This is a genomic window from Chordicoccus furentiruminis, from assembly GCF_019355395.1.
Lineage (GTDB): Bacteria > Bacillota > Clostridia > Lachnospirales > Lachnospiraceae > Chordicoccus > Chordicoccus furentiruminis.
The window spans coordinates 445200-470334 of the sequence record NZ_CP048829.1 but is presented as its reverse complement, the minus strand read 5'-3'; the positions used below and the strand labels follow the sequence as shown (position 1 = coordinate 470334).

General features: G+C 48.5%; 28 protein-coding genes. 25 read left to right on the top strand and 3 right to left on the bottom strand.

Features of this window, described 5'->3' with window-relative positions:
* The 25 genes from G4C92_RS02170 (at position 1) to G4C92_RS02050 (ending at position 21723) form a co-directional block, all read left to right on the top strand.
* Positions 1 to 201, top strand: a complete 201-nt coding sequence (locus G4C92_RS02170) for a hypothetical protein (protein ID WP_274940983.1) — start codon at positions 1 to 3, stop codon at positions 199 to 201.
* A complete protein-coding gene (gene nrdD, locus G4C92_RS02165; RefSeq protein ID WP_274940982.1) occupies positions 198 to 2366 on the top strand; it encodes an anaerobic ribonucleoside-triphosphate reductase in 2169 nt (722 codons plus the stop codon). Before G4C92_RS02170 ends, nrdD begins: the two co-directional genes overlap by 4 nt.
* Before the next feature lie 48 nt (positions 2367 to 2414).
* Positions 2415 to 2936 carry a hypothetical protein gene (locus tag G4C92_RS02160; protein WP_274940981.1) on the top strand — a complete coding sequence of 174 codons (522 nt, stop codon included), beginning with the start codon at positions 2415 to 2417 and terminating at the stop codon, positions 2934 to 2936.
* Positions 2937 to 2938: 2 nt separating this feature from the next.
* Positions 2939 to 3403 (top strand): anaerobic ribonucleoside-triphosphate reductase activating protein, encoded by a 465-nt coding sequence (nrdG, locus tag G4C92_RS02155; RefSeq protein ID WP_274940980.1) that lies wholly within the window; start codon positions 2939 to 2941, stop codon positions 3401 to 3403.
* Positions 3400 to 3609, top strand: coding sequence for a hypothetical protein (locus G4C92_RS02150; protein ID WP_274940979.1), 210 nt, complete (start codon positions 3400 to 3402; stop codon positions 3607 to 3609). Before nrdG ends, G4C92_RS02150 begins: the two co-directional genes overlap by 4 nt.
* The gene (locus G4C92_RS02145; protein WP_274940978.1) at positions 3587 to 3838 is read left to right on the top strand and encodes a hypothetical protein; all 252 of its coding nucleotides are present in this window, start codon (positions 3587 to 3589) and stop codon (positions 3836 to 3838) included. The genes G4C92_RS02150 and G4C92_RS02145 overlap by 23 nt, the downstream gene beginning before the upstream one ends.
* Positions 3839 to 3855: 17 nt before the next feature.
* On the top strand, positions 3856 to 5118 hold the full coding sequence (locus G4C92_RS02140; protein ID WP_274940977.1) for a site-specific DNA-methyltransferase: 1263 nt from the start codon (positions 3856 to 3858) through the stop codon (positions 5116 to 5118).
* Positions 5115 to 5753: an FAD-dependent thymidylate synthase gene (gene thyX / locus G4C92_RS02135; RefSeq protein ID WP_274940976.1), complete on the top strand. Its 639-nt coding sequence runs from the start codon at positions 5115 to 5117 to the stop codon at positions 5751 to 5753. The genes G4C92_RS02140 and thyX overlap by 4 nt, the downstream gene beginning before the upstream one ends.
* Positions 5754 to 5779: 26 nt before the next feature.
* On the top strand, positions 5780 to 5986 hold the full coding sequence (locus G4C92_RS02130) for a hypothetical protein (RefSeq protein ID WP_274940975.1): 207 nt from the start codon (positions 5780 to 5782) through the stop codon (positions 5984 to 5986).
* A 330-nt stretch (positions 5987 to 6316) separates the two neighbouring features.
* On the top strand, positions 6317 to 7567 hold the full coding sequence (locus tag G4C92_RS02125; protein WP_274942037.1) for an IS110 family RNA-guided transposase: 1251 nt from the start codon (positions 6317 to 6319) through the stop codon (positions 7565 to 7567).
* 249 nt (positions 7568 to 7816) lie between these two features.
* On the top strand, positions 7817 to 8755 hold the full coding sequence (locus tag G4C92_RS02120; RefSeq protein WP_274940974.1) for a hypothetical protein: 939 nt from the start codon (positions 7817 to 7819) through the stop codon (positions 8753 to 8755).
* A 351-nt stretch (positions 8756 to 9106) separates the two neighbouring features.
* Entirely contained in the window at positions 9107 to 10357 is a 1251-nt protein-coding gene (locus G4C92_RS02115) for an IS110 family RNA-guided transposase (RefSeq protein ID WP_274942037.1), read from the top strand.
* A 170-nt stretch (positions 10358 to 10527) separates the two neighbouring features.
* Positions 10528 to 10944, top strand: coding sequence for a hypothetical protein (locus G4C92_RS02110; protein WP_274940973.1), 417 nt, complete (start codon positions 10528 to 10530; stop codon positions 10942 to 10944).
* A gap of 351 nt (positions 10945 to 11295) precedes the next feature.
* Positions 11296 to 12546, top strand: coding sequence for an IS110 family RNA-guided transposase (locus tag G4C92_RS02105; RefSeq protein WP_274942037.1), 1251 nt, complete (start codon positions 11296 to 11298; stop codon positions 12544 to 12546).
* 453 nt (positions 12547 to 12999) lie between these two features.
* Complete coding sequence (locus G4C92_RS02100) at positions 13000 to 14250, top strand: IS110 family RNA-guided transposase (protein WP_274942037.1); 1251 nt, start codon at positions 13000 to 13002, stop codon at positions 14248 to 14250.
* A 229-nt stretch (positions 14251 to 14479) separates the two neighbouring features.
* Positions 14480 to 15439, top strand: coding sequence for an amidoligase family protein (locus G4C92_RS02095; RefSeq protein WP_274940972.1), 960 nt, complete (start codon positions 14480 to 14482; stop codon positions 15437 to 15439).
* 66 nt (positions 15440 to 15505) lie between these two features.
* A complete protein-coding gene (locus G4C92_RS02090) occupies positions 15506 to 15742 on the top strand; it encodes a DpnD/PcfM family protein (protein WP_274940971.1) in 237 nt (78 codons plus the stop codon).
* Positions 15735 to 16292 carry a gamma-glutamylcyclotransferase family protein gene (locus G4C92_RS02085; protein WP_274940970.1) on the top strand — a complete coding sequence of 186 codons (558 nt, stop codon included), beginning with the start codon at positions 15735 to 15737 and terminating at the stop codon, positions 16290 to 16292. Before G4C92_RS02090 ends, G4C92_RS02085 begins: the two co-directional genes overlap by 8 nt.
* Complete coding sequence (locus tag G4C92_RS02080) at positions 16285 to 16731, top strand: gamma-glutamylcyclotransferase family protein (RefSeq protein ID WP_274940969.1); 447 nt, start codon at positions 16285 to 16287, stop codon at positions 16729 to 16731. Before G4C92_RS02085 ends, G4C92_RS02080 begins: the two co-directional genes overlap by 8 nt.
* Positions 16728 to 17210, top strand: a complete 483-nt coding sequence (locus tag G4C92_RS14845) for a DUF4314 domain-containing protein (RefSeq protein WP_330654757.1) — start codon at positions 16728 to 16730, stop codon at positions 17208 to 17210. Before G4C92_RS02080 ends, G4C92_RS14845 begins: the two co-directional genes overlap by 4 nt.
* Positions 17211 to 17563: 353 nt before the next feature.
* A complete protein-coding gene (locus G4C92_RS02070) occupies positions 17564 to 18814 on the top strand; it encodes an IS110 family RNA-guided transposase (protein ID WP_274942037.1) in 1251 nt (416 codons plus the stop codon).
* A gap of 220 nt (positions 18815 to 19034) precedes the next feature.
* On the top strand, positions 19035 to 19499 hold the full coding sequence (locus tag G4C92_RS02065; protein WP_274940968.1) for a DUF7698 family protein: 465 nt from the start codon (positions 19035 to 19037) through the stop codon (positions 19497 to 19499).
* A 13-nt stretch (positions 19500 to 19512) separates the two neighbouring features.
* Entirely contained in the window at positions 19513 to 19716 is a 204-nt protein-coding gene (locus G4C92_RS02060) for a hypothetical protein (protein WP_274940967.1), read from the top strand.
* Between the two features lie 384 nt (positions 19717 to 20100).
* The gene (locus G4C92_RS02055; RefSeq protein ID WP_274942037.1) at positions 20101 to 21351 is read left to right on the top strand and encodes an IS110 family RNA-guided transposase; all 1251 of its coding nucleotides are present in this window, start codon (positions 20101 to 20103) and stop codon (positions 21349 to 21351) included.
* Positions 21352 to 21573: 222 nt separating this feature from the next.
* A complete protein-coding gene (locus G4C92_RS02050; protein ID WP_274940966.1) occupies positions 21574 to 21723 on the top strand; it encodes a hypothetical protein in 150 nt (49 codons plus the stop codon).
* A 76-nt stretch (positions 21724 to 21799) separates the two neighbouring features.
* On the opposite strand, the gene G4C92_RS02045 is transcribed toward G4C92_RS02050, so the two are convergent.
* The 3 genes from G4C92_RS02045 to G4C92_RS02035 are packed head-to-tail and all read right to left on the bottom strand — an operon-like array spanning position 21800 to position 25029.
* A complete protein-coding gene (locus tag G4C92_RS02045) occupies positions 21800 to 22834 on the bottom strand; it encodes a tyrosine-type recombinase/integrase (protein WP_274940965.1) in 1035 nt (344 codons plus the stop codon).
* A complete protein-coding gene (locus G4C92_RS02040) occupies positions 22827 to 23783 on the bottom strand; it encodes a tyrosine-type recombinase/integrase (RefSeq protein WP_274940964.1) in 957 nt (318 codons plus the stop codon). Before G4C92_RS02040 ends, G4C92_RS02045 begins: the two co-directional genes overlap by 8 nt.
* The gene (locus G4C92_RS02035; RefSeq protein WP_274940963.1) at positions 23773 to 25029 is read right to left on the bottom strand and encodes a site-specific integrase; all 1257 of its coding nucleotides are present in this window, start codon (positions 25027 to 25029) and stop codon (positions 23773 to 23775) included. Before G4C92_RS02035 ends, G4C92_RS02040 begins: the two co-directional genes overlap by 11 nt.
* Positions 25030 to 25135 lie beyond the last annotated feature (106 nt).

Here is a 25135-nt window from a genome sequence, read left to right as displayed (position 1 = left end):
ATGGACAGCTGCATTGAATTCGTAGTCGTGAACAGCAACTCGCTGGATTGTGAGGAAAGATACAGCATCGATCTTACGACCGAAGAAGAGCAGGACGCTGTGTTTAAGCACCTGAATGGGCAGTGCCAAAAGTATCTGGGAAAGGATTGTATTGATCTGCTTGCGGAAGCGCAGAGACAGATGGAGGAGGACATGAGTTGAAAATCATCAAGCGGGACGGAAGTGAAGTCCCTTTCGATTACAGGAAAATCAAAAACGCCATCGAAGCTGCGAATGCAGAGGTGGCAGAGGCAGACCGGCTTTCCGATACGGAGGTCGGTTTTATTGTTGGCCGGATTGAGAAACGCTGCGACGGTCTTGGCCGGAGTGTGAGCGTCGAAGAAATCCAGGACATGGTGATCGATGAGCTGGATCAGAGCGAACATTACAGGCTTGCCCGGCACTACAGTGATTACCGGCTACGCCATGAACTCCTGCGAAAACAGAACAGCACGGATGCAAAAATCCTGGCGCTGCTCCGTCACGACAATGAACTAGCCAAGCAGGAGAACGCTAACAAGGACCCGATCATCAACAGCACGATGCGGGATTACCTGGCGAGTGAAGTTTCCGAGGACATCTGCCGCAGGTACATCTTCCCGGAGGATGTGGTGAAGGCTCATGACGAGGGTATCATCCACATTCACGACATGGGTTATGTGTCCGGGCCGATCTCCAACTGTGAGCTGGTGAATCTGGAGGACATGCTCCAGAACGGCACGGTCATCACGGATACCCTGATCGAGAAGCCGCACAGCTTCTCCACGGCCTGCAACATCGCCACCCAGATTATCGCCCAGGTTGCCAGCAATACCTATGGCGGGCAGACGATCTCCCTGGCGCACCTTGCTCCCTTTGTGGATGTGAGCCGCCAGAAATATAAGAGCGAGATCAAGGACGAGTTCCTGGCTATCGGCAGGGAATATACCGAAGATGAAGTCAATCGTATGGCGGAGATGCGGGTGCGCAAAGAAGTGCAGCGCGGCATCCAGACCATCCAGTATCAGATCCAGACGCTCCTTACCACCAACGGGCAGACGCCTTTCGTCTCTGTGTTTATGTATTTGGATGAAGTGGAGCCTGGACAGACGCGGGATGATTTGGCGCTGATCATTGCAGAAACCCTGAAGCAGCGACACGAGGGCATCAAGAACGAAGTCGGCGTGTGGGTCAGCCCGGCGTTCCCCAAACTGATCTACGTCCTGGATGAGGACAACATCACCGAGGATGCGCCGTACTATTACCTGACCGAGCTGGCGGCCAAGTGCTCAGCGAAACGCATGGTGCCGGATTACATCAGCGCCAAGGTGATGAAGCAGCTGAAGAACGGGGATGTGTACACCTGCATGGGCTGCCGGGCATTTTTGACACCGGATACCGTAGGCTTGAATCCGGATGGCAGCCACAAGTACTATGGCCGCTTCAATCAGGGAGCGGTGACGATCAACCTGGTGGACGTGGCCTGCAGCGCGGAAGGCGATGAGGATAAGTTCTGGAAACTCATGGAAGAGCGGACCGAGCTTTGCCACAAGGCGCTCCGCATCCGGCATGAGACCCTGCTGGGGACACCTTCCGATGTCGCTCCGATCCTCTGGCAGTATGGAGCAATCAGCCGTCTTGGAAAAGGCGAGAAGATCGACCGTCTGCTGTATGACAACTACAGTACCATCAGCCTCGGTTATGCCGGGCTCTGCGAGTGTGTATATCGGATGAAGGGTGTCAGCCATACAGATCCTGTCGGTCATGACTTCGGCATCGCCGTTATGAAGTTCCTGAACAAGAAGACAGCCCAGTGGCGTGAAGCGGAGAACATCAGCTATAGCCTTTATGGCACGCCGATGGAATCCAGCACGTACAAATTCGCCCGCTGTCTGCAAAAGCGTTTCGGTAAGATTCCGCATGTGACGGATAAGAATTACATCACCAATTCCTATCACGTTCATGTGACGGAACCGATTGACGCTTTTACAAAGCTCTCCTTTGAGGCAGAGTTTCAGGCGCTCAGTCCTGGCGGCGCGATCTCCTATGTGGAGGTCCCCAACATGCAGAACAACATTCCTGCGGTGCTGGCCGTCATGCGATTCATTTACGACAACATCATGTATGCCGAACTGAACACCAAGAGTGATTACTGTCAGGTCTGCGGCTATGATGGCGAAATCAAGATCGTGGAGGACGATGGGAAGCTCGTCTGGGAATGCCCGAACTGCGGCAACCGGGACGAGAAGCGGATGAATGTGTGTCGCCGTGTCTGCGGGTACCTGGGCACCAACTACTTCAACCAGGGCAGAACGCAGGAGATTGCTGAGCGGGTACTGCATCTGTAAAGATGCCGCAGATGCGTTTTGAAGAATCAAAATGAGGAGGAAAAACCTATGAAGAGACTGATACTGGAAGCGCCCTGGTACACCTACCAGAAGAAGGTGAAGGCGCTGTTCGAGCGCGACCCTGCCATTCATGTCGGGGAGATCGTCGAGCCGGAGGATGGCAGCTCGGATTACCTGTTCGATATCGAAGTCAGGGATCATGAGAAGTTCCTGGCCATGGATCGCGTCTTTCCCAAGTGTGTCCAGTTTGGCAATGTGATCCTGGCTATCAACCTATACGATGAGGAGAACGACACCGGAACCGCTGACGTCGTTGCTCTTTATGAGACCATTTTCAGGGGAAACCCCATCGTGAAGGATGTTCGGCTGGCTCAGGATCCTACGGGAACGGCGCACGGCTTTGTCCGTTTCCAGCCGGAGGTAATCCAGTTTTTTGATGATGACCTTTATGATTATGATGGCAACTGGTCCGGCCTTGCACAGGATATCGCCCGTGAGGTGTTCCAGGATGAGACTCGCGGTATTCATTTCTGTACTGCACCTGTTGCCGCGAATGGGACAGACGAGTAATCATGAATTATGCGGAGATCAAGAAGGTAGACATCGCCAACGGTCCTGGTGTCCGAGTGTCCTTGTTCGTTTCCGGGTGCCGGAACCATTGCAAGGGATGCTTTAATCCGGAGACCTGGGATTTCGACTACGGTCGACCCTTCACCAGAGCAACTGAAGATGAGATTATCAAGGCCCTGCGTCCTTCGTGGATACAGGGTCTTTCCATTCTCGGCGGCGAACCGGCAGAAGAAGAGAATGCAGCGATCCTGATCCCATTCCTGAAACGGGTGAGAGCCGTGCTGCCGAATAAAGATATCTGGCTGTACTCCGGATACACCTATGAGGTGCTTCGGGACAAGGAGATCCTGACACTGGCTGATGTGCTGGTGGATGGACCTTTTCTCCTGGAGCAGAAGGACGCCGGGCTTGCTTTTCGCGGCAGCAGGAATCAGCGGATCATTGATCTGAGGGAGAAAGAGTCATGAATCGAAAAACACTGCAGAGCCTGATCCTCGTCTTGGAAGCGGCTCTGATTATTGTGAGCCTTGTCACCGGCTCCGGCACCACCGTGGGGATGATCTGCTACTGGTCGATTGCAGCACTGAATCATCTGACCGACTTCATCATCCGCTGGATCGAGGAACGTGAAGAGCGCAAGGAGAAGTCCCATGGCAGAAACCAAAATGGTTGACCTTAATACGGTCATCGGTGTGTATTCCCTGTGCAATACCGGCGCGGTGCTGGTGCATGCCATCGACTACGCGGAGGATAAGATCCTCGCAAGCATCAACGGAGAGAATCCGGAGTGGTGTGCGATGACCGAAGAATACATGGAAGTCACCGGGGAAACGGAGCTGGGCTTTACGCGCGGCTCTTTCTTTATCCCGCTGTGCGAGGTCATGCGATTTTACAGCGGATAACACAGATGGAGGGAACGATGCAGAAGACTGCTGAACTGAAAGTCCTGCCGGTATCGGTACTCAAACCGGCAGAATACAATCCCCGCAAAAAGCTGAAGGCCGGGGATAAAGAGTACGAAAAGATCAAGAACAGCATTGAGGAGTTCGGCTTTGCCGATCCGCTGGTCGTAAACTCCGACATGACGATCATTGGCGGACATCAGCGACTGACGGTGGCCATGGACCTCGGCTACACCGAAGTGCCCTGTGCTGTGGTGGACATCGACAAGGTCCGGGAGAAGGCGCTGAACATTGCGCTGAACAAGATCACCGGTGCCTGGGATGATACCCTGCTGGCAGAACTCCTAGAGGATATCCAGAACAGCAACTTTGATCTCGGCAAGACGGGCTTTGATCCGCCTGAGATCAACACCCTGTTTAACAAGCTCCATGACAAGCAGGTCCACGAGGACGACTTCGATGTGGATTCCGAACTGCAACAGCCGGTATTCAGCCAGCTGGGTGACCTTTGGCTGATCGGAAAACACCGGGTGATCTGCGGCGACAGCACCGGTGAAGAAATCTACACCCGCCTGATGGATGGCGACAAAGCCAACCTGGTCCTGACGGATCCGCCCTATAACGTGGACGTGGAAGAGACGGCCGGGAAGATCATGAACGACAACATGGGCGATCAGGAGTTTTACAACTTCCTGCTTTCTGCGTATCGCTGCATGCACGCCAACCTGGCTGACGACGGCAGCATCTATGTCTGGCATGCGGATACGGAGGGGTTGAACTTCCGTAAGGCCTTCAAGGACGCGGGCTTCTATCTCTCCGGATGCTGCATCTGGAAAAAGAACAGCCTGGTGCTGGGACGCAGCCCTTACCAGTGGATTCATGAGCCATGCCTCTTTGGCTGGAAGCAGAAGGGCAAGCATCAGTGGTATTCCGACAGGAAGCAGACCACCGTGTGGGAATATGATAAGCCGCGATCCTCCAAGGAGCACCCGACCATGAAGCCGATCACGCTTATGAGCTATCCCATTAAGAACAGCACTATGACCAACGGCATCGTCCTGGACCCCTTCCTGGGCAGCGGCTCGACCCTGATCGCCTGCATGCAGACGGACCGCATCTGCCGGGGCATCGAGCTTGATCCCAAGTTCGTGGATGTCATCGTGAAACGGGCGATTCAGGAAAACGGCGGTAAGTACGATGACGTGTTTGTCATCCGGGATGGCCAGAAGCTCCGCTTCGATGAGGTGGCTTCCTTTGAACCGCAGGAGGTGGATGAATGAAGGTTGAACTGATCGCCTTTACTCCGACCGCCTCCGGCGTCTGCTGTGATGCAGCTGCTGTGTGTACCGCCTCAGATAATGGGTATCGGTCACTGCAGCATTCCCTGGCATCCGGGCATGAGTCCGTACTGGAGCATGCGGTGTTTACCTTTCGGATCGAAGGCATCAGCTGGGTGACCCTGGCTCAGCTGACCCGCCACAGGCTGGCGAGCTTTTCCGTGGAGTCCCAGCGATATGTCAAGCTGGACGATTGGAAAGCCGTTATTCCGGATACCATTACAAAGTCCAAATTTCTGCAGGAGGCGGATGAGCAGATCCGGCATAGCATGGAGCTGTATCGGCGCATGGTGGAAGCAGGCATCCCTGCAGAGGATGTCCGGTATCTGACTCCGCAGGCGATCACCACCAACCTGGTGTTGACCATGAATGCCAGGGAACTGCGGCACTTCTTCAGCCTTCGCTGCTGCAACCGTGCGCAATGGGAAATCCGCCATCTGGCAGATGAGATGCTGAGGCTTTGCCGGAAGGAAGCGCCGATTCTCTTTGAAGCGGCTGGCCCTGGATGCGTAACTGGCAACTGTCCGGAGAGCCGCCCGTGTGGGCAGCCCCGGAATAAATCAGACTGGGAGGCCTGATCCTCCCGGCAAGGAAGGAGATGGCCATGAATCATGTAGCTGCCATTGTGATTGCCCTTGTGATAATTGGGCTTCTGATTGCTTTCCTGGCCGGTATGGCTGCCATCATTGGCGCAGGGGATGACCTGTACCGGGAATACGATGATCGGGATCAGGAGGAGTACATCCGGCGCTGGATGGAGGAGAAGAGAAAGCTGGATGCGCGTAAGAAAACCAGGCACTGGAAGCGATGATTGTGTACTATGCCGAATCTGATACTTTTCTGGGAATTCTCTCATAAATGACTTTACTTTTTGGGGCTTCAGAGTGATCACCAATGAAATGGATTTTCACAGGTAGGAATGAAACTGTGGCCCTTATCCGCTATACTGAAAATACAGGGCAAGATCGACATACATCTGATTCTCAGAAATCGTGAGTGATCATGGTTCGATGTATTCTGGAGCACAGGAACATGTCGCCCTGATCTGCCTATGCATTTCAGGAATAGCACGCGTAGTATAATTCAATATCACCGGAGTACATCCGCCCTGTCAATTACACATTTGAAGGGAGGACCGTCTATGCAAAATCTTCTGGACATCTGTTGTGGCCTGGACGTTCACAAGGAAGTTCTTGTTGCCTGCCTGCTGAAAGGCAGACTGGATGAAGAGCCAGAACCTGAAATCCGTGAATTTCCAACACTGCTCAATGGTCTTGATGAATTCAAGAAATGGATCATTGAGAACAACTGTCGACATGTGGCGATGGAAAGCACCGGAGTCTATTGGTTTCCGATTTATAACGTGCTGGAATCAATTCTCTACGATGACGACGAGCAGAAAAATGTCAAAATCATTGTCGCCAATCCGCACCATATGAAAAATGTACCCGGCAAGAAGACCGATATAAAAGATGCTCACTGGATTGCAACACTCCTGAGGGCCGGTCTCCTGGCACCAAGTTATATCCCACCCAAAAAAATCCGAGAGCTGCGAGACTGGACACGCTACCGGGATATCCTGATAAAAGAAATGGTCGGACATAAAAACCGGATTGAAAAATATCTGCAACAGTGCGGGTTTAAACTTTCAACGATTCTTACGGATATCTTCGGAGTCAGCGGAATTCAGTTGATAAAAAGGCTTTGTGAAAAAGGAAAGTTAACGGCATCAGATGTTGATGAATGTTTGAAAGGTACTCTCCGGAATAAGATGGAAGATGTTCAGCTTGCTGTGGCCGGGCAGCTATCCGATCACGATCGACTTTTTCTCAAGAATCTTGTAAAGGTAAAAGAAAACTGCGATTCGGAGATTGAAGAGGTCGAAAACCGCATATCCGAATACGCTGGAAAATACGAACCTGCTTTAGAGTTGCTTGAAACCATTCCGGCAGTTCAAAGACGTGCGAGTACGATTATTATTTCCGAACTTGGGACAGATCTTTCCATGTTTCCAACTGCAGGACATCTCGTCAAATGGGCTGGGTTATGTCCGGGAGATAACGAAAGTGCCAAAAAGAAGAAAACAGCACGCCTCACGAAGGGAAATCCAAGAATTAAAAGCGTGATGGTGCAATGTGCGTGGGCGGCTACACGGTGCAAGAATTTCTTCTTACGGGACTGGTTTTACCGGCTCAAAGCACGCAGAGGAATCAAAAAGGCATTGATCGCTGTTGCACGGAAGTTGCTTGTTATTATCTGGAATCTCTTAACGAGTGGAGAGGAATACTCCGAGGAGCATTATGAGCAAACAAAGAAAAATCAAGAAGAGAGACGTAAGCAGAAGTTGAAATCCGAAGCCACCAAACTGGGATTTAAGCTTGTACCCGCTTAAGCATCTCTCTGAAATTTATCTTACATGGTAAACCGTAACCTTGCAAATGGTTAAGGTTAACTTTTTGCACCCATTTTTCGTAAAACATGGTCTTTAAAAATATCTCTTGACTGTTTTTGCCTGTAGAGCGTATATAGACGTACCTCAAAGGCTGGGGTTAGTTTCGTAGTATGTATACCATACCGTCGAAGGAAAACGGATGGTAGAGATCACAATGGGAGCAAGGCTCCGGAAAGGAAAAGAATTATGATGAGATTTGGCCTGAATGTAGAGGATAAGAAGACGTTGGTGAAGCGAATCGGCGAGCTGACCGGGCTGCAGCCGCGCTACACCTTTATGCCCAGATGCGCGTATGAGATCGGAGTGTACACGGTAGAGCGCCGGGGCGACCTGGTTGTGGAAGAGGCGGATCTGGATGAAACAATCATCCAGACACTGCTCTCCGATGGCCTGATTCTGGAAGGCATCCGGGAGGAGGACAGAATGGAAACCGTTATCGAAGCGGCGACAGCGGAGGCGGCTGTGGAAGAACAGGAAGCAGAAGCAACTGAGCCGGTGCCTGCAGAAGAAAACACGGAAGCGGACACGCTGACGGTCAGCCTGCCCATGGCAAGGCACACGGCAGATTCCCTTCGCCGACTGGTCAACCTGATCTACAGCCGGGGACCGCTGCTTTCTAAATCCACTGGCGGACAGTTCAGCGTGGACAAGGACCTGATCACGGCGCTCGATGACGCTGGAGTGATTACCTCGGCGACGGATTTCATCTCCATGGTAAAGGAACAGGGTGGCCTGACCGGACTCTCCTTTGAAGGGGATAAAGTGAGCTTCACGGGCTTTCCTCTGACAGAAGATGCAGACCGGAACAAAGCCTTCCAGCAGATCGCCTGCCTCATGAACAAGCATGCGCTGGAACAGAAGCGGATTCAGGCAAAGGTGGTCAATGACGACAATGAGCGATACGCCTTCCGGATCTGGCTCCTGCGCATCGGCATGAACGGGGACGAGTTCAAAACCAGCCGCAAAATCCTGATGGAGAACCTCTCCGGACACACAGCTTTCCGCACCAAGGAAGAAGAAGCGAGATGGAAAGCCCGGCAGAAGGAAAAACGCGAGGAGCTGAGGGCAGAAAAAGCAGCTTCCCAGGCGGTGGAACCGACAGTGGAAACCCAGCCGGATGCGGTGTAAATGTACCAATTTCCGGGGCAAAATAAGCCCTGATAATTGTCAGATAAATAGCCGATTTCTCTGAATAAATAACTTGCTATTATCTCCTTTCAGAGTGATCACCAATGAAATGGATTTTCACAGGTAGGAATGAAACTGTGGCCCTTATCCGCTATACTGAAAATACAGGGCAAGATCGACATACATCTGATTCTCAGAAATCGTGAGTGATCATGGTTCGATGTATTCTGGAGCACAGGAACATGTCGCCCTGATCTGCCTATGCATTTCAGGAATAGCACGCGTAGTATAATTCAATATCACCGGAGTACATCCGCCCTGTCAATTACACATTTGAAGGGAGGACCGTCTATGCAAAATCTTCTGGACATCTGTTGTGGCCTGGACGTTCACAAGGAAGTTCTTGTTGCCTGCCTGCTGAAAGGCAGACTGGATGAAGAGCCAGAACCTGAAATCCGTGAATTTCCAACACTGCTCAATGGTCTTGATGAATTCAAGAAATGGATCATTGAGAACAACTGTCGACATGTGGCGATGGAAAGCACCGGAGTCTATTGGTTTCCGATTTATAACGTGCTGGAATCAATTCTCTACGATGACGACGAGCAGAAAAATGTCAAAATCATTGTCGCCAATCCGCACCATATGAAAAATGTACCCGGCAAGAAGACCGATATAAAAGATGCTCACTGGATTGCAACACTCCTGAGGGCCGGTCTCCTGGCACCAAGTTATATCCCACCCAAAAAAATCCGAGAGCTGCGAGACTGGACACGCTACCGGGATATCCTGATAAAAGAAATGGTCGGACATAAAAACCGGATTGAAAAATATCTGCAACAGTGCGGGTTTAAACTTTCAACGATTCTTACGGATATCTTCGGAGTCAGCGGAATTCAGTTGATAAAAAGGCTTTGTGAAAAAGGAAAGTTAACGGCATCAGATGTTGATGAATGTTTGAAAGGTACTCTCCGGAATAAGATGGAAGATGTTCAGCTTGCTGTGGCCGGGCAGCTATCCGATCACGATCGACTTTTTCTCAAGAATCTTGTAAAGGTAAAAGAAAACTGCGATTCGGAGATTGAAGAGGTCGAAAACCGCATATCCGAATACGCTGGAAAATACGAACCTGCTTTAGAGTTGCTTGAAACCATTCCGGCAGTTCAAAGACGTGCGAGTACGATTATTATTTCCGAACTTGGGACAGATCTTTCCATGTTTCCAACTGCAGGACATCTCGTCAAATGGGCTGGGTTATGTCCGGGAGATAACGAAAGTGCCAAAAAGAAGAAAACAGCACGCCTCACGAAGGGAAATCCAAGAATTAAAAGCGTGATGGTGCAATGTGCGTGGGCGGCTACACGGTGCAAGAATTTCTTCTTACGGGACTGGTTTTACCGGCTCAAAGCACGCAGAGGAATCAAAAAGGCATTGATCGCTGTTGCACGGAAGTTGCTTGTTATTATCTGGAATCTCTTAACGAGTGGAGAGGAATACTCCGAGGAGCATTATGAGCAAACAAAGAAAAATCAAGAAGAGAGACGTAAGCAGAAGTTGAAATCCGAAGCCACCAAACTGGGATTTAAGCTTGTACCCGCTTAAGCATCTCTCTGAAATTTATCTTACATGGTAAACCGTAACCTTGCAAATGGTTAAGGTTAACTTTTTGCACCCATTTTTCGTAAAACATGGTCTTTAAAAATATCTCTTGACTGTTTTTGCCTGTAGAGCGTATATAGACGTACCTCAAAGGCTGGGGTTAGTTTCGTAGTATGGTAAAGGAACAGGGTGGCCTGACCGGACTCTCCTTTGAAGGGGATAAAGTGAGCTTCACGGGCTTTCCTCTGACAGAAGATGCAGACCGGAACAAAGCCTTCCAGCAGATCGCCTGCCTCATGAACAAGCATGCGCTGGAACAGAAGCGGATTCAGGCAAAGGTGGTCAATGACGACAATGAGCGATACGCCTTCCGGATCTGGCTCCTGCGCATCGGCATGAACGGGGACGAGTTCAAAACCAGCCGCAAAATCCTGATGGAGAACCTCTCCGGACACACAGCTTTCCGCACCAAGGAAGAAGAAGCGAGATGGAAAGCCCGGCAGAAGGAAAAACGCGAGGAGCTGAGGGCAGAAAAAGCAGCTTCCCAGGCGGTGGAACCGACAGTGGAAACCCAGCCGGATGCGGTGTAAATGTACCAATTTCCGGGGCAAAATAAGCCCTGATAATTGTCAGATAAATAGCCGATTTCTCTGAATAAATAACTTGCTATTATCTCCTTTCAGAGTGATCACCAATGAAATGGATTTTCACAGGTAGGAATGAAACTGTGGCCCTTATCCGCTATACTGAAAATACAGGGCAAGATCGACATACATCTGATTCTCAGAAATCGTGAGTGATCATGGTTCGATGTATTCTGGAGCACAGGAACATGTCGCCCTGATCTGCCTATGCATTTCAGGAATAGCACGCGTAGTATAATTCAATATCACCGGAGTACATCCGCCCTGTCAATTACACATTTGAAGGGAGGACCGTCTATGCAAAATCTTCTGGACATCTGTTGTGGCCTGGACGTTCACAAGGAAGTTCTTGTTGCCTGCCTGCTGAAAGGCAGACTGGATGAAGAGCCAGAACCTGAAATCCGTGAATTTCCAACACTGCTCAATGGTCTTGATGAATTCAAGAAATGGATCATTGAGAACAACTGTCGACATGTGGCGATGGAAAGCACCGGAGTCTATTGGTTTCCGATTTATAACGTGCTGGAATCAATTCTCTACGATGACGACGAGCAGAAAAATGTCAAAATCATTGTCGCCAATCCGCACCATATGAAAAATGTACCCGGCAAGAAGACCGATATAAAAGATGCTCACTGGATTGCAACACTCCTGAGGGCCGGTCTCCTGGCACCAAGTTATATCCCACCCAAAAAAATCCGAGAGCTGCGAGACTGGACACGCTACCGGGATATCCTGATAAAAGAAATGGTCGGACATAAAAACCGGATTGAAAAATATCTGCAACAGTGCGGGTTTAAACTTTCAACGATTCTTACGGATATCTTCGGAGTCAGCGGAATTCAGTTGATAAAAAGGCTTTGTGAAAAAGGAAAGTTAACGGCATCAGATGTTGATGAATGTTTGAAAGGTACTCTCCGGAATAAGATGGAAGATGTTCAGCTTGCTGTGGCCGGGCAGCTATCCGATCACGATCGACTTTTTCTCAAGAATCTTGTAAAGGTAAAAGAAAACTGCGATTCGGAGATTGAAGAGGTCGAAAACCGCATATCCGAATACGCTGGAAAATACGAACCTGCTTTAGAGTTGCTTGAAACCATTCCGGCAGTTCAAAGACGTGCGAGTACGATTATTATTTCCGAACTTGGGACAGATCTTTCCATGTTTCCAACTGCAGGACATCTCGTCAAATGGGCTGGGTTATGTCCGGGAGATAACGAAAGTGCCAAAAAGAAGAAAACAGCACGCCTCACGAAGGGAAATCCAAGAATTAAAAGCGTGATGGTGCAATGTGCGTGGGCGGCTACACGGTGCAAGAATTTCTTCTTACGGGACTGGTTTTACCGGCTCAAAGCACGCAGAGGAATCAAAAAGGCATTGATCGCTGTTGCACGGAAGTTGCTTGTTATTATCTGGAATCTCTTAACGAGTGGAGAGGAATACTCCGAGGAGCATTATGAGCAAACAAAGAAAAATCAAGAAGAGAGACGTAAGCAGAAGTTGAAATCCGAAGCCACCAAACTGGGATTTAAGCTTGTACCCGCTTAAGCATCTCTCTGAAATTTATCTTACATGGTAAACCGTAACCTTGCAAATGGTTAAGGTTAACTTTTTGCACCCATTTTTCGTAAAACATGGTCTTTAAAAATATCTCTTGACTGTTTTTGCCTGTAGAGCGTATATAGACGTACCTCAAAGGCTGGGGTTAGTTTCGTAGTATAACTTGCTATTATCTCCTTTCAGAGTGATCACCAATGAAATGGATTTTCACAGGTAGGAATGAAACTGTGGCCCTTATCCGCTATACTGAAAATACAGGGCAAGATCGACATACATCTGATTCTCAGAAATCGTGAGTGATCATGGTTCGATGTATTCTGGAGCACAGGAACATGTCGCCCTGATCTGCCTATGCATTTCAGGAATAGCACGCGTAGTATAATTCAATATCACCGGAGTACATCCGCCCTGTCAATTACACATTTGAAGGGAGGACCGTCTATGCAAAATCTTCTGGACATCTGTTGTGGCCTGGACGTTCACAAGGAAGTTCTTGTTGCCTGCCTGCTGAAAGGCAGACTGGATGAAGAGCCAGAACCTGAAATCCGTGAATTTCCAACACTGCTCAATGGTCTTGATGAATTCAAGAAATGGATCATTGAGAACAACTGTCGACATGTGGCGATGGAAAGCACCGGAGTCTATTGGTTTCCGATTTATAACGTGCTGGAATCAATTCTCTACGATGACGACGAGCAGAAAAATGTCAAAATCATTGTCGCCAATCCGCACCATATGAAAAATGTACCCGGCAAGAAGACCGATATAAAAGATGCTCACTGGATTGCAACACTCCTGAGGGCCGGTCTCCTGGCACCAAGTTATATCCCACCCAAAAAAATCCGAGAGCTGCGAGACTGGACACGCTACCGGGATATCCTGATAAAAGAAATGGTCGGACATAAAAACCGGATTGAAAAATATCTGCAACAGTGCGGGTTTAAACTTTCAACGATTCTTACGGATATCTTCGGAGTCAGCGGAATTCAGTTGATAAAAAGGCTTTGTGAAAAAGGAAAGTTAACGGCATCAGATGTTGATGAATGTTTGAAAGGTACTCTCCGGAATAAGATGGAAGATGTTCAGCTTGCTGTGGCCGGGCAGCTATCCGATCACGATCGACTTTTTCTCAAGAATCTTGTAAAGGTAAAAGAAAACTGCGATTCGGAGATTGAAGAGGTCGAAAACCGCATATCCGAATACGCTGGAAAATACGAACCTGCTTTAGAGTTGCTTGAAACCATTCCGGCAGTTCAAAGACGTGCGAGTACGATTATTATTTCCGAACTTGGGACAGATCTTTCCATGTTTCCAACTGCAGGACATCTCGTCAAATGGGCTGGGTTATGTCCGGGAGATAACGAAAGTGCCAAAAAGAAGAAAACAGCACGCCTCACGAAGGGAAATCCAAGAATTAAAAGCGTGATGGTGCAATGTGCGTGGGCGGCTACACGGTGCAAGAATTTCTTCTTACGGGACTGGTTTTACCGGCTCAAAGCACGCAGAGGAATCAAAAAGGCATTGATCGCTGTTGCACGGAAGTTGCTTGTTATTATCTGGAATCTCTTAACGAGTGGAGAGGAATACTCCGAGGAGCATTATGAGCAAACAAAGAAAAATCAAGAAGAGAGACGTAAGCAGAAGTTGAAATCCGAAGCCACCAAACTGGGATTTAAGCTTGTACCCGCTTAAGCATCTCTCTGAAATTTATCTTACATGGTAAACCGTAACCTTGCAAATGGTTAAGGTTAACTTTTTGCACCCATTTTTCGTAAAACATGGTCTTTAAAAATATCTCTTGACTGTTTTTGCCTGTAGAGCGTATATAGACGTACCTCAAAGGCTGGGGTTAGTTTCGTAGTATATATGTACACACCGAAAGGGAAAACACACACGGCAGAGCCGAAAGGAGATAAACACCATGACAGAGAAAACCGCCCGCCAGATCGAGAACATGAAAGCCCAGACCTTCGGAGTAGAGGTTGAGGGAAACAACATCACCCGCCAGAACGCAGCCAGGGTAGCTGCTGAGTACTTCGGCACCGGCCGCTACGAATACACGGCCAGCCGGAACGGGTACATGACCTGGAGCGCCTGGGATGCACAGGGCCGGGAATGGAAATTCCAGCGGGACGTGAGCATCAGCGGACCGGACGATGAAAAGTGCGAACTGGTCACCCCGATCCTGACCTACACGGACATGGAAACCTTCCAGGAACTCCTCCGGAAGCTCCGCCACGCCGGAATGAAGAGCAGCCCCTCCAGAGGCTGCGGGGTACACATTCATATCGGCCTCAAAGGCCTGGACGGCAGAGACCACAACGCCAAGACCTTGCGGAACCTGGTGAACATCATGGCCGCACATGAGACCCAGATCGGACGGGCGATCAAGATTGATCAGGGCCGCACCGGACACTACTGCAAGGTGGTCAACCCCGACTTCCTGGCCAGGGTCAACCGCCAGAAGCCCCAGACCATGCAGCGCCTAGCGGATTGCTGGTACGAAGGCAACCACGCCAGCTACGGCAGGAACCAGCATTACAACGACAGCCGGTACCACATGCTGAACCTCCACGCGAGCTTCACGAAGGGGACCATTGAATTCCGCCTCTTCCAGTTTTCCGACCCGCACGACGGCAAGCGCGGCGGCATTCACGCAGGTGAGATGAAGGCTTACATCCAGCTTTGCCTGGCCATGAGCGAACTGGCCAAGGAGATCGCCTACGCCAGCCCCAAGCCCCAGCAGACCGAAAACGAGAAATACGCCTTCCGCTGCTGGATGCTCCGCCTCGGCTTCATCGGAGACGAGTTCGAGACGGCCAGGGAGATCCTCCTGAAGAACATGGACGGCAACGCAGCCTGGAGACAGGCCGCCTGCTGAACCGGAAAACAAGAAGCCTTTCGCCGGGGAGCCCCGGCTTAAGGCAGTGAAAGGAGGCGACAGGCCATGAAAGAATACAAGGTTCTGATTACGGAGACCCTGCAGAAAGCCGTGATCGTCGGTGCAGAGTCTGAGCAAGAAGCCCATAGGCGCGTGTCCGATGCCTGGAAGAACGCGGAGTACACCCTAGGTGCCGATGATTTCCAGGGCGTGGAGTTCCATGTTCAGGGCGAAACGGACGGCGATCCGGGTGACAAGGACTTAGGCCGCATCGAGAGCAAAGGCGCTGGCGGCGATGAATGACTTCTGGAAAGGCTTCCAGCTGATCCGACAGGAAGACAACGAGGTCTTCTGCATTGCTTATGGCAGCAACCTGGATGAGGCCAGGATGAAAAAGCGCTGTCCCAGCGCCGAGGTGTTTGGCACTTCAGTCATCGGCGGATACAGGCTGCTGTTCAAGCAGAGCATGACGGGTGCTTATGCGACCATCGAACAGGACGCCAACGGCTGTGTGCCGGTGGTGATCTACCGGATCACGGCGGAGGACGAGCTGAAGCTGGATCGGTTTGAAGGATATCCCAAGTATTACTACAAGCGGGATTTCCTGCTTCCCGTGTGGGGACTGAACGGCAGGAAGAAAAAGCTTCGGCGAAACTGCATCGGCTACATCCTGCATGAATACCGGATGCTTGGAGAGCCGTGCGAGGATTACTTCGACCTGCTGGATCGCGGATACGAGCGATGGGGCTTTGAAAAGAGCATCCTGAAAAAGGCGATGGAGGACAGCATCGGAAGAGACGCAGCAGCCCTTTGGCTGGCAGAATATTACGGTGAGGAGGACGATCATGAGTAAGAAGTACATAGCCTACGGGAGCAACCTTTCCGTCAGGCAAATGGCGCACCGGTGTCCGGACGCCAGGATTATCGGCATGGCAGCCATTCAGGACTGGAAGCTGGTCTTTCGGACCCATGCGACCATTGAGCCCGCAGCGGGCAGAGTGGTGCCGGTCCTGATCTGGGTAATCTCAGAACTCGATGAAAAGAACCTGGACCTGTATGAAGGGTACCCGACCTACTACTATAAGCGAGATATGACCGTGACCATGACGGACCTTGACGGGAAAAACCCGCAGGAAGTCACAGCCATGGTCTACCTGATGGAGGAGGGACACGACACCCGAGTTCCTTACAGAGGCTACCTGGACACACTGGAAGAAGGCTACCGGCGATTCGGATTCAACCTGTATCAGCTGGAGCTTGCCATGAAGGAAGCGGAGGAGGCGGAGCGATGAACTTTCCCAGCAGAGAAACGGTCGAACGGCTGCACCGGGAATACCCGGTCGGCTGCCGTATCGTCCTGGACGAGATGGATGATCCCTACACCAAGATCCCGGTCGGTGCCCAGGCGACCTGCCAAGGCGTGGACGACGCCGGGAACATCCTGTGCGCCTGGGATTGCGGAAGCGGCCTCTCGATTGCCTTCGGAGCGGATCGCTGCCATAAGGTCAGGACCGACGATGAAGCGAAGATCACCCTGGAATGGTACGGGAAGCGCCAGCCCAAGGAGAACGCCAGATGCCCCAGGTGTGGATGCCGGATGGACGGAGCCTCTTCCCGTCATGCGCTGAGCCGCAGGGCAGGCATCATGATCTGTGATGAAGATGGGATGAGGGAGGCTCTGGAGGATGCCGGAATCATGGAACGGATGCCGCTCACACAGTGGGCTGCGATTGCCGGGCCGGAGTGTGGTGAAGGCCCATGGGAAGGCTAATGGCATGGCGTAATGTAGACAAATTTGGGCGGTGAAGATTGTCACATATTTTCTGGGAATACCGGAAAATATAACTTGCTATTCTCCCCGAGTAGAGTGATCACCAATGAAATGGATTTTCACAGGTAGGAATGAAACTGTGGCCCTTATCCGCTATACTGAAAATACAGGGCAAGATCGACATACATCTGATTCTCAGAAATCGTGAGTGATCATGGTTCGATGTATTCTGGAGCACAGGAACATGTCGCCCTGATCTGCCTATGCATTTCAGGAATAGCACGCGTAGTATAATTCAATATCACCGGAGTACATCCGCCCTGTCAATTACACATTTGAAGGGAGGACCGTCTATGCAAAATCTTCTGGACATCTGTTGTGGCCTGGACGTTCACAAGGAAGTTCTTGTTGCCTGCCTGCTGAAAGGCAGACTGGATGAAGAGCCAGAACCTGAAATCCGTGAATTTCCAACACTGCTCAATGGTCTTGATGAATTCAAGAAATGGATCATTGAGAACAACTGTCGACATGTGGCGATGGAAAGCACCGGAGTCTATTGGTTTCCGATTTATAACGTGCTGGAATCAATTCTCTACGATGACGACGAGCAGAAAAATGTCAAAATCATTGTCGCCAATCCGCACCATATGAAAAATGTACCCGGCAAGAAGACCGATATAAAAGATGCTCACTGGATTGCAACACTCCTGAGGGCCGGTCTCCTGGCACCAAGTTATATCCCACCCAAAAAAATCCGAGAGCTGCGAGACTGGACACGCTACCGGGATATCCTGATAAAAGAAATGGTCGGACATAAAAACCGGATTGAAAAATATCTGCAACAGTGCGGGTTTAAACTTTCAACGATTCTTACGGATATCTTCGGAGTCAGCGGAATTCAGTTGATAAAAAGGCTTTGTGAAAAAGGAAAGTTAACGGCATCAGATGTTGATGAATGTTTGAAAGGTACTCTCCGGAATAAGATGGAAGATGTTCAGCTTGCTGTGGCCGGGCAGCTATCCGATCACGATCGACTTTTTCTCAAGAATCTTGTAAAGGTAAAAGAAAACTGCGATTCGGAGATTGAAGAGGTCGAAAACCGCATATCCGAATACGCTGGAAAATACGAACCTGCTTTAGAGTTGCTTGAAACCATTCCGGCAGTTCAAAGACGTGCGAGTACGATTATTATTTCCGAACTTGGGACAGATCTTTCCATGTTTCCAACTGCAGGACATCTCGTCAAATGGGCTGGGTTATGTCCGGGAGATAACGAAAGTGCCAAAAAGAAGAAAACAGCACGCCTCACGAAGGGAAATCCAAGAATTAAAAGCGTGATGGTGCAATGTGCGTGGGCGGCTACACGGTGCAAGAATTTCTTCTTACGGGACTGGTTTTACCGGCTCAAAGCACGCAGAGGAATCAAAAAGGCATTGATCGCTGTTGCACGGAAGTTGCTTGTTATTATCTGGAATCTCTTAACGAGTGGAGAGGAATACTCCGAGGAGCATTATGAGCAAACAAAGAAAAATCAAGAAGAGAGACGTAAGCAGAAGTTGAAATCCGAAGCCACCAAACTGGGATTTAAGCTTGTACCCGCTTAAGCATCTCTCTGAAATTTATCTTACATGGTAAACCGTAACCTTGCAAATGGTTAAGGTTAACTTTTTGCACCCATTTTTCGTAAAACATGGTCTTTAAAAATATCTCTTGACTGTTTTTGCCTGTAGAGCGTATATAGACGTACCTCAAAGGCTGGGGTTAGTTTCGTAGTATATATGTACATGCCGAAGGGCAGAGAAAACAAACGAGGAGGATTCCACCATGAAGACCAACACCTACTTTGAAGAGCTTGACCGCATCGCCCGCGATTTTGAACAGAAGCACGAAGCGCATAAGGCGCTTAAGCAGGGGATTATCGACGAAAAAGGCTGGGACAGCGAGGAGTTGAAAGCCTGGTACAAAGAGGAAGAAGAGCAGTTCCAGTACCCGATCAGCGCGGGAGCCTGCAAGGCCTACAGAGCCTGGCGCTACAGCGAGACTGACGAGGTCATTATGGACGACTTCACCTGGGACCGGGAGCGCCACGACTTCATTGACACCCTCCGGAAGGCGGGCATTCAAACCCTTGTGGTTACCAACCAGTCAACCGGTCTCATGGAAGACTTGCACGGCTACGCGGCCGAGGGCTGCACGATGCTGGGCCTTTGCACCATCACCAAGAAGGATACCCGCTGGGGTGAAGAAAAAGAGGAGCAGATCATGGGCATCCGCTTCCAGCTGAGCTGAGGGAGGTGCCGGGATGAACATTGCGGATAAGATGGAGCGAGAGTCCAGGCTGATGACGAACCTCGCAGACTGGATGCAGACGCATGGCGAGACGCTTTCAGACAGGCAGCGGAGCAACGCTTACACTGGCGTCCGCATCCGGGAGATCCGGTGGCGGGGATACACCTTCCGCATTGTGGATGTGGATGGGATGACCTGCCAGATCGAACGGCTGTAACAGGCGGCCGACACCATGGAGCCGGGAGGCTCCTTTGGTCGTATATACACAATGTCAGCCTCGGAATCTTTGTGCACATTATGATCGGAATATCTGCAGAATTGACTTGCTATTATTCCGGTTCAGAGTGATCACCAATGAAATGGATTTTCACAGGTAGGAATGAAACTGTGGCCCTTATCCGCTATACTGAAAATACAGGGCAAGATCGACATACATCTGATTCTCAGAAATCGTGAGTGATCATGGTTCGATGTATTCTGGAGCACAGGAACATGTCGCCCTGATCTGCCTATGCATTTCAGGAATAGCACGCGTAGTATAATTCAATATCACCGGAGTACATCCGCCCTGTCAATTACACATTTGAAGGGAGGACCGTCTATGCAAAATCTTCTGGACATCTGTTGTGGCCTGGACGTTCACAAGGAAGTTCTTGTTGCCTGCCTGCTGAAAGGCAGACTGGATGAAGAGCCAGAACCTGAAATCCGTGAATTTCCAACACTGCTCAATGGTCTTGATGAATTCAAGAAATGGATCATTGAGAACAACTGTCGACATGTGGCGATGGAAAGCACCGGAGTCTATTGGTTTCCGATTTATAACGTGCTGGAATCAATTCTCTACGATGACGACGAGCAGAAAAATGTCAAAATCATTGTCGCCAATCCGCACCATATGAAAAATGTACCCGGCAAGAAGACCGATATAAAAGATGCTCACTGGATTGCAACACTCCTGAGGGCCGGTCTCCTGGCACCAAGTTATATCCCACCCAAAAAAATCCGAGAGCTGCGAGACTGGACACGCTACCGGGATATCCTGATAAAAGAAATGGTCGGACATAAAAACCGGATTGAAAAATATCTGCAACAGTGCGGGTTTAAACTTTCAACGATTCTTACGGATATCTTCGGAGTCAGCGGAATTCAGTTGATAAAAAGGCTTTGTGAAAAAGGAAAGTTAACGGCATCAGATGTTGATGAATGTTTGAAAGGTACTCTCCGGAATAAGATGGAAGATGTTCAGCTTGCTGTGGCCGGGCAGCTATCCGATCACGATCGACTTTTTCTCAAGAATCTTGTAAAGGTAAAAGAAAACTGCGATTCGGAGATTGAAGAGGTCGAAAACCGCATATCCGAATACGCTGGAAAATACGAACCTGCTTTAGAGTTGCTTGAAACCATTCCGGCAGTTCAAAGACGTGCGAGTACGATTATTATTTCCGAACTTGGGACAGATCTTTCCATGTTTCCAACTGCAGGACATCTCGTCAAATGGGCTGGGTTATGTCCGGGAGATAACGAAAGTGCCAAAAAGAAGAAAACAGCACGCCTCACGAAGGGAAATCCAAGAATTAAAAGCGTGATGGTGCAATGTGCGTGGGCGGCTACACGGTGCAAGAATTTCTTCTTACGGGACTGGTTTTACCGGCTCAAAGCACGCAGAGGAATCAAAAAGGCATTGATCGCTGTTGCACGGAAGTTGCTTGTTATTATCTGGAATCTCTTAACGAGTGGAGAGGAATACTCCGAGGAGCATTATGAGCAAACAAAGAAAAATCAAGAAGAGAGACGTAAGCAGAAGTTGAAATCCGAAGCCACCAAACTGGGATTTAAGCTTGTACCCGCTTAAGCATCTCTCTGAAATTTATCTTACATGGTAAACCGTAACCTTGCAAATGGTTAAGGTTAACTTTTTGCACCCATTTTTCGTAAAACATGGTCTTTAAAAATATCTCTTGACTGTTTTTGCCTGTAGAGCGTATATAGACGTACCTCAAAGGCTGGGGTTAGTTTCGTAGTATATATACACATGCCGAAAGGCAAACGACAAAGATTACGGAGGGCAAAGACCATGATAAACGCTTACGAACTGAGAAACCACTTTTTCCTGGAAGACTACAACACCGCGATTACCCGCGAGGATTTCGAGAACTTCTTCACCAAGACCAAGGAAAAGGTCACCTTTACCTTCAACGGCTGGGACGGCAATAATGTACAGTAAAAAATAATGTAAAGAGAAAGACCACAGGCACTGTATTTCAGTGACGGCGGTCTTGCTTTTCTCGTTTCTCTGGACATTATTCTTTACAGAGATTCTGTAAAAACGTCATTAGATCTGAGTTTTCATGCCAACTGCTCCGATCCATATTCGTAATATCTTCATAGGCTTTCTCCAATGCTTCACGCTTATTACCCTGGGATACTTTTGCGTACACCTCAGTGGTCGTAACGCTGATATGGCCAAGAAGATCTCTAATGTAAATCAAATCCACACCTGCTTCCAGCAGATGGACGGCTTTGGTATGTCGAAGAGTATGTGGATGAACTGAAATCTTTATATCTGCTGTACCGGAATCATTGACAGCCGTAACATACTTATTTAGGATGTATGATACACCAGATCGAGTGAGGCGAGTACCATGGTTACTCATGAACAGATAATGCTGCGAAGTATATCGGCGGTTAACCAGGTCGTTTTCTTCAATATATTTTTTGAGCAGGTCAACTGTTACTCCCATAATAGGAACGATCCGGGTTTTATCCCCTTTACCTGTTAGAGCAATCGTTTCAGGCTGAGATAATCTGATATCATCCAAAGTGAGGTTTGTTAATTCGCTCACCCTGGCTGCAGTATCATAAAGAACAGTTAATAGCACTTTATCTCGACGACCTTGCGGGGTAGTTGTGTCAGGCGCATCCAACAATGCTTTTAATTCATCCTTCGATAAGTATGGAATCTCTCTTGATGCATGTTTTTTGCTTTTGATTGACAGAATTCTTTTGTATTCAAGCAATCTGTCAAGATCATCAAGCTGGACATATTTCACGAATGAATGTATAGCAGCAAGCCGTACGTTCTGAGATGACTTCTTGATGCCTTTGTTAGAATCAAGCCAATCCAAGTATTCAACTATGTTATCATGCGTGAAGTCATTGAGCGTCAACTTCTGGTGTGGAATTCCTTTCACGGTTTCCATGAAAACCAAGTATAGTTTAAATGTGTCCCGATAAGATTTAATGGTGTTGGTACTTAGACATCGCTCACCAGCAAGATATTTTGTCAAGAATGAGGTCAGATAATAGTCAAAATCTTTCCCAGATCTTTTAGCCATTGTTCTGATCCCCCTTTGCATCGGAAAGGTAAGCTTCACACTTATTCCTAATATCTGGAAACAGATCCGCTGTGAGCCTGGTATAGTACTCCGTACTTCTTGTATCAGAATGACCCATATAAGCACAAATATAAGGATAGAGCGCATCAAGACTGCGGCCTTCGAGAACCCAGTTCCGCATCTTGTGTACACAGAATGTATGACGAAAGCTATGAACTTGAGGCCCTTTGCTTCTACCGCCATGGTGTATCCCGGCTTTCCAAAGATACTTTCGGAAAGCATCATATACAGCGTTATGATTTAGTGAATCGTGATGTGGGCTTACAAAAACATGATCATCTGTACTGATTCCTTTTCTATTCTGACAGATGTACTGCTGGAGAATATCGAGCATTCCTCGATCAACGGGAATCATACGATCTCTGTTTTTCTTGCCTTGTCGGATAAAAAAAGTGCCGTTTTCAAAATCAATATCACCATATTTGAGTGAAAGCACTTCACCCACACGCATTCCCGTGCTATATAATAGCCTGAAAATGACAGAATATTTTATGGCGGACTCAGCTTTATCGCTATCAACCGCCTTAAAGAACTCAACCAGTTCCTCGTTTGTAAAAATGTAAGGAACGAAGCTGCTTCTGAAGTTCCGGCTTGGCAGTGCTGGATATATATAAGCGGTATACCCGTGCGAGTTCATATATCTTGCAAGTTCCCGGACATCAGCAATTCGTTTGTTCCTGTTGTTGAGAGTTTCATTGGGGGATTTTGCTATGAAATCATCTACAATATCGCGAGAGAGTACAGGTTCGTTTATTCCATGCTCCAGAAAGTATAGGTCGAGCTTTTTAAGACCTTTTTCTGCAGATTCGTATTTAAATCCTATAGTGCGTTTTTCGGTAATCAAATCATTTATGATAGGGGCCATAACGCTTTTATATTCATACGCCATAAGGGAACACCTCCTCCGGATTGAGAGTGCACTGGGCAAGTCCCTTCATGTCGATGTGGATATAAGTCTCTGTTGATTTAATGCTTTGATGCCCCATTACCTGACTGATTACAGGAAGATCTGTCTCTTTTTCCAGCAGCACTCGACCAAGTGCATGACGTAGAACATGTATTCCAATCGCCTGAGATTTTGTTTCCAGTTTAATGCCAGCCTTGTTCATTCTGCTGTGAAATATGCTTTCTATAGCTTGTGAACCCTTAAGTCTTCCATATGGAGCATGCATGCAGCGAAAGATATATTTATCCTCTGTTTGTGGGCGACCATGCTGAATGTAGTCAATAAGAGCCCATCCAACATCATTCAACAACGGCAGGTGCACAGTATGATAAGTCTTTTCCTGTTTAAGAATAATTTCATTTGTTGACCAGTTTAAATCATTGAGCTGCAGATTAGCAATATCGACTGCACGAATACCTAACCTCGCGGCAAGAAGCAAAATTGCATAATCACGTTTTCCCATAGTATTGGCGCGATCTATGGATTCAAGCATCTTTTTTACTGATTCGGCAGGCATGTCAGTCGGCAAGTGATACACATGCGGAGTGTTGATATTTGGAATTAGAACACATTTATTGTCCTGGGTCAAACTGTTTGCATAGCAGTATTCGAAGAACTGCCGCATGTCTTGAACACGACTCTTTATCACACTTGGCTGGAAATGAATAAAATCAGAAATGGCTTTGTTGACTGCATTTTGGTCAACCTCTGAAAAATCATTCAATCCCATGCTTATGAAAGTAGTAAGTAATGTCCGAACAAGTAATTCTTTATGATTGATAGTGTTTCTCTTATAGTCCAGAGTTTGGAGATGATGGAGATATTGATCATAAACGCGATTCCAGTACTCATGCCCCGGTAACCTTTTATGTTCAGAGTGGAATCTCTGAGTGAACGTTTGATTGTAGCTATAGGAACTCAGCAACAACTGAAAACGGACAGCTTCTCGATGCCTTCTATCATAAGAATCTTTGTCGGCCAATGATGCAATCGTTACACCAAACACTTCTTCAAGGTACTGAAGGCTTATAGCCTCCGAATAAGCAACGTAATTATGTGCATCACAGTATTCAAGGAATCTGTTGTACCAGCATTGGTAATGCTTTATTGTTGAACGGGAATAATGCATATCTTCCATGCTTGTCAGAATTCCATCCACGCACTCTCGTATGGATAATATTTTGCCCATGAATAACACCCTTTCTTCTATGGTGCAGGAAAATAATGTCCAGTTATGCCTCCTGCCCAAGAAAGAGTATATACAGAATCATCCCTTAAAAACAGACTGTTTTCTG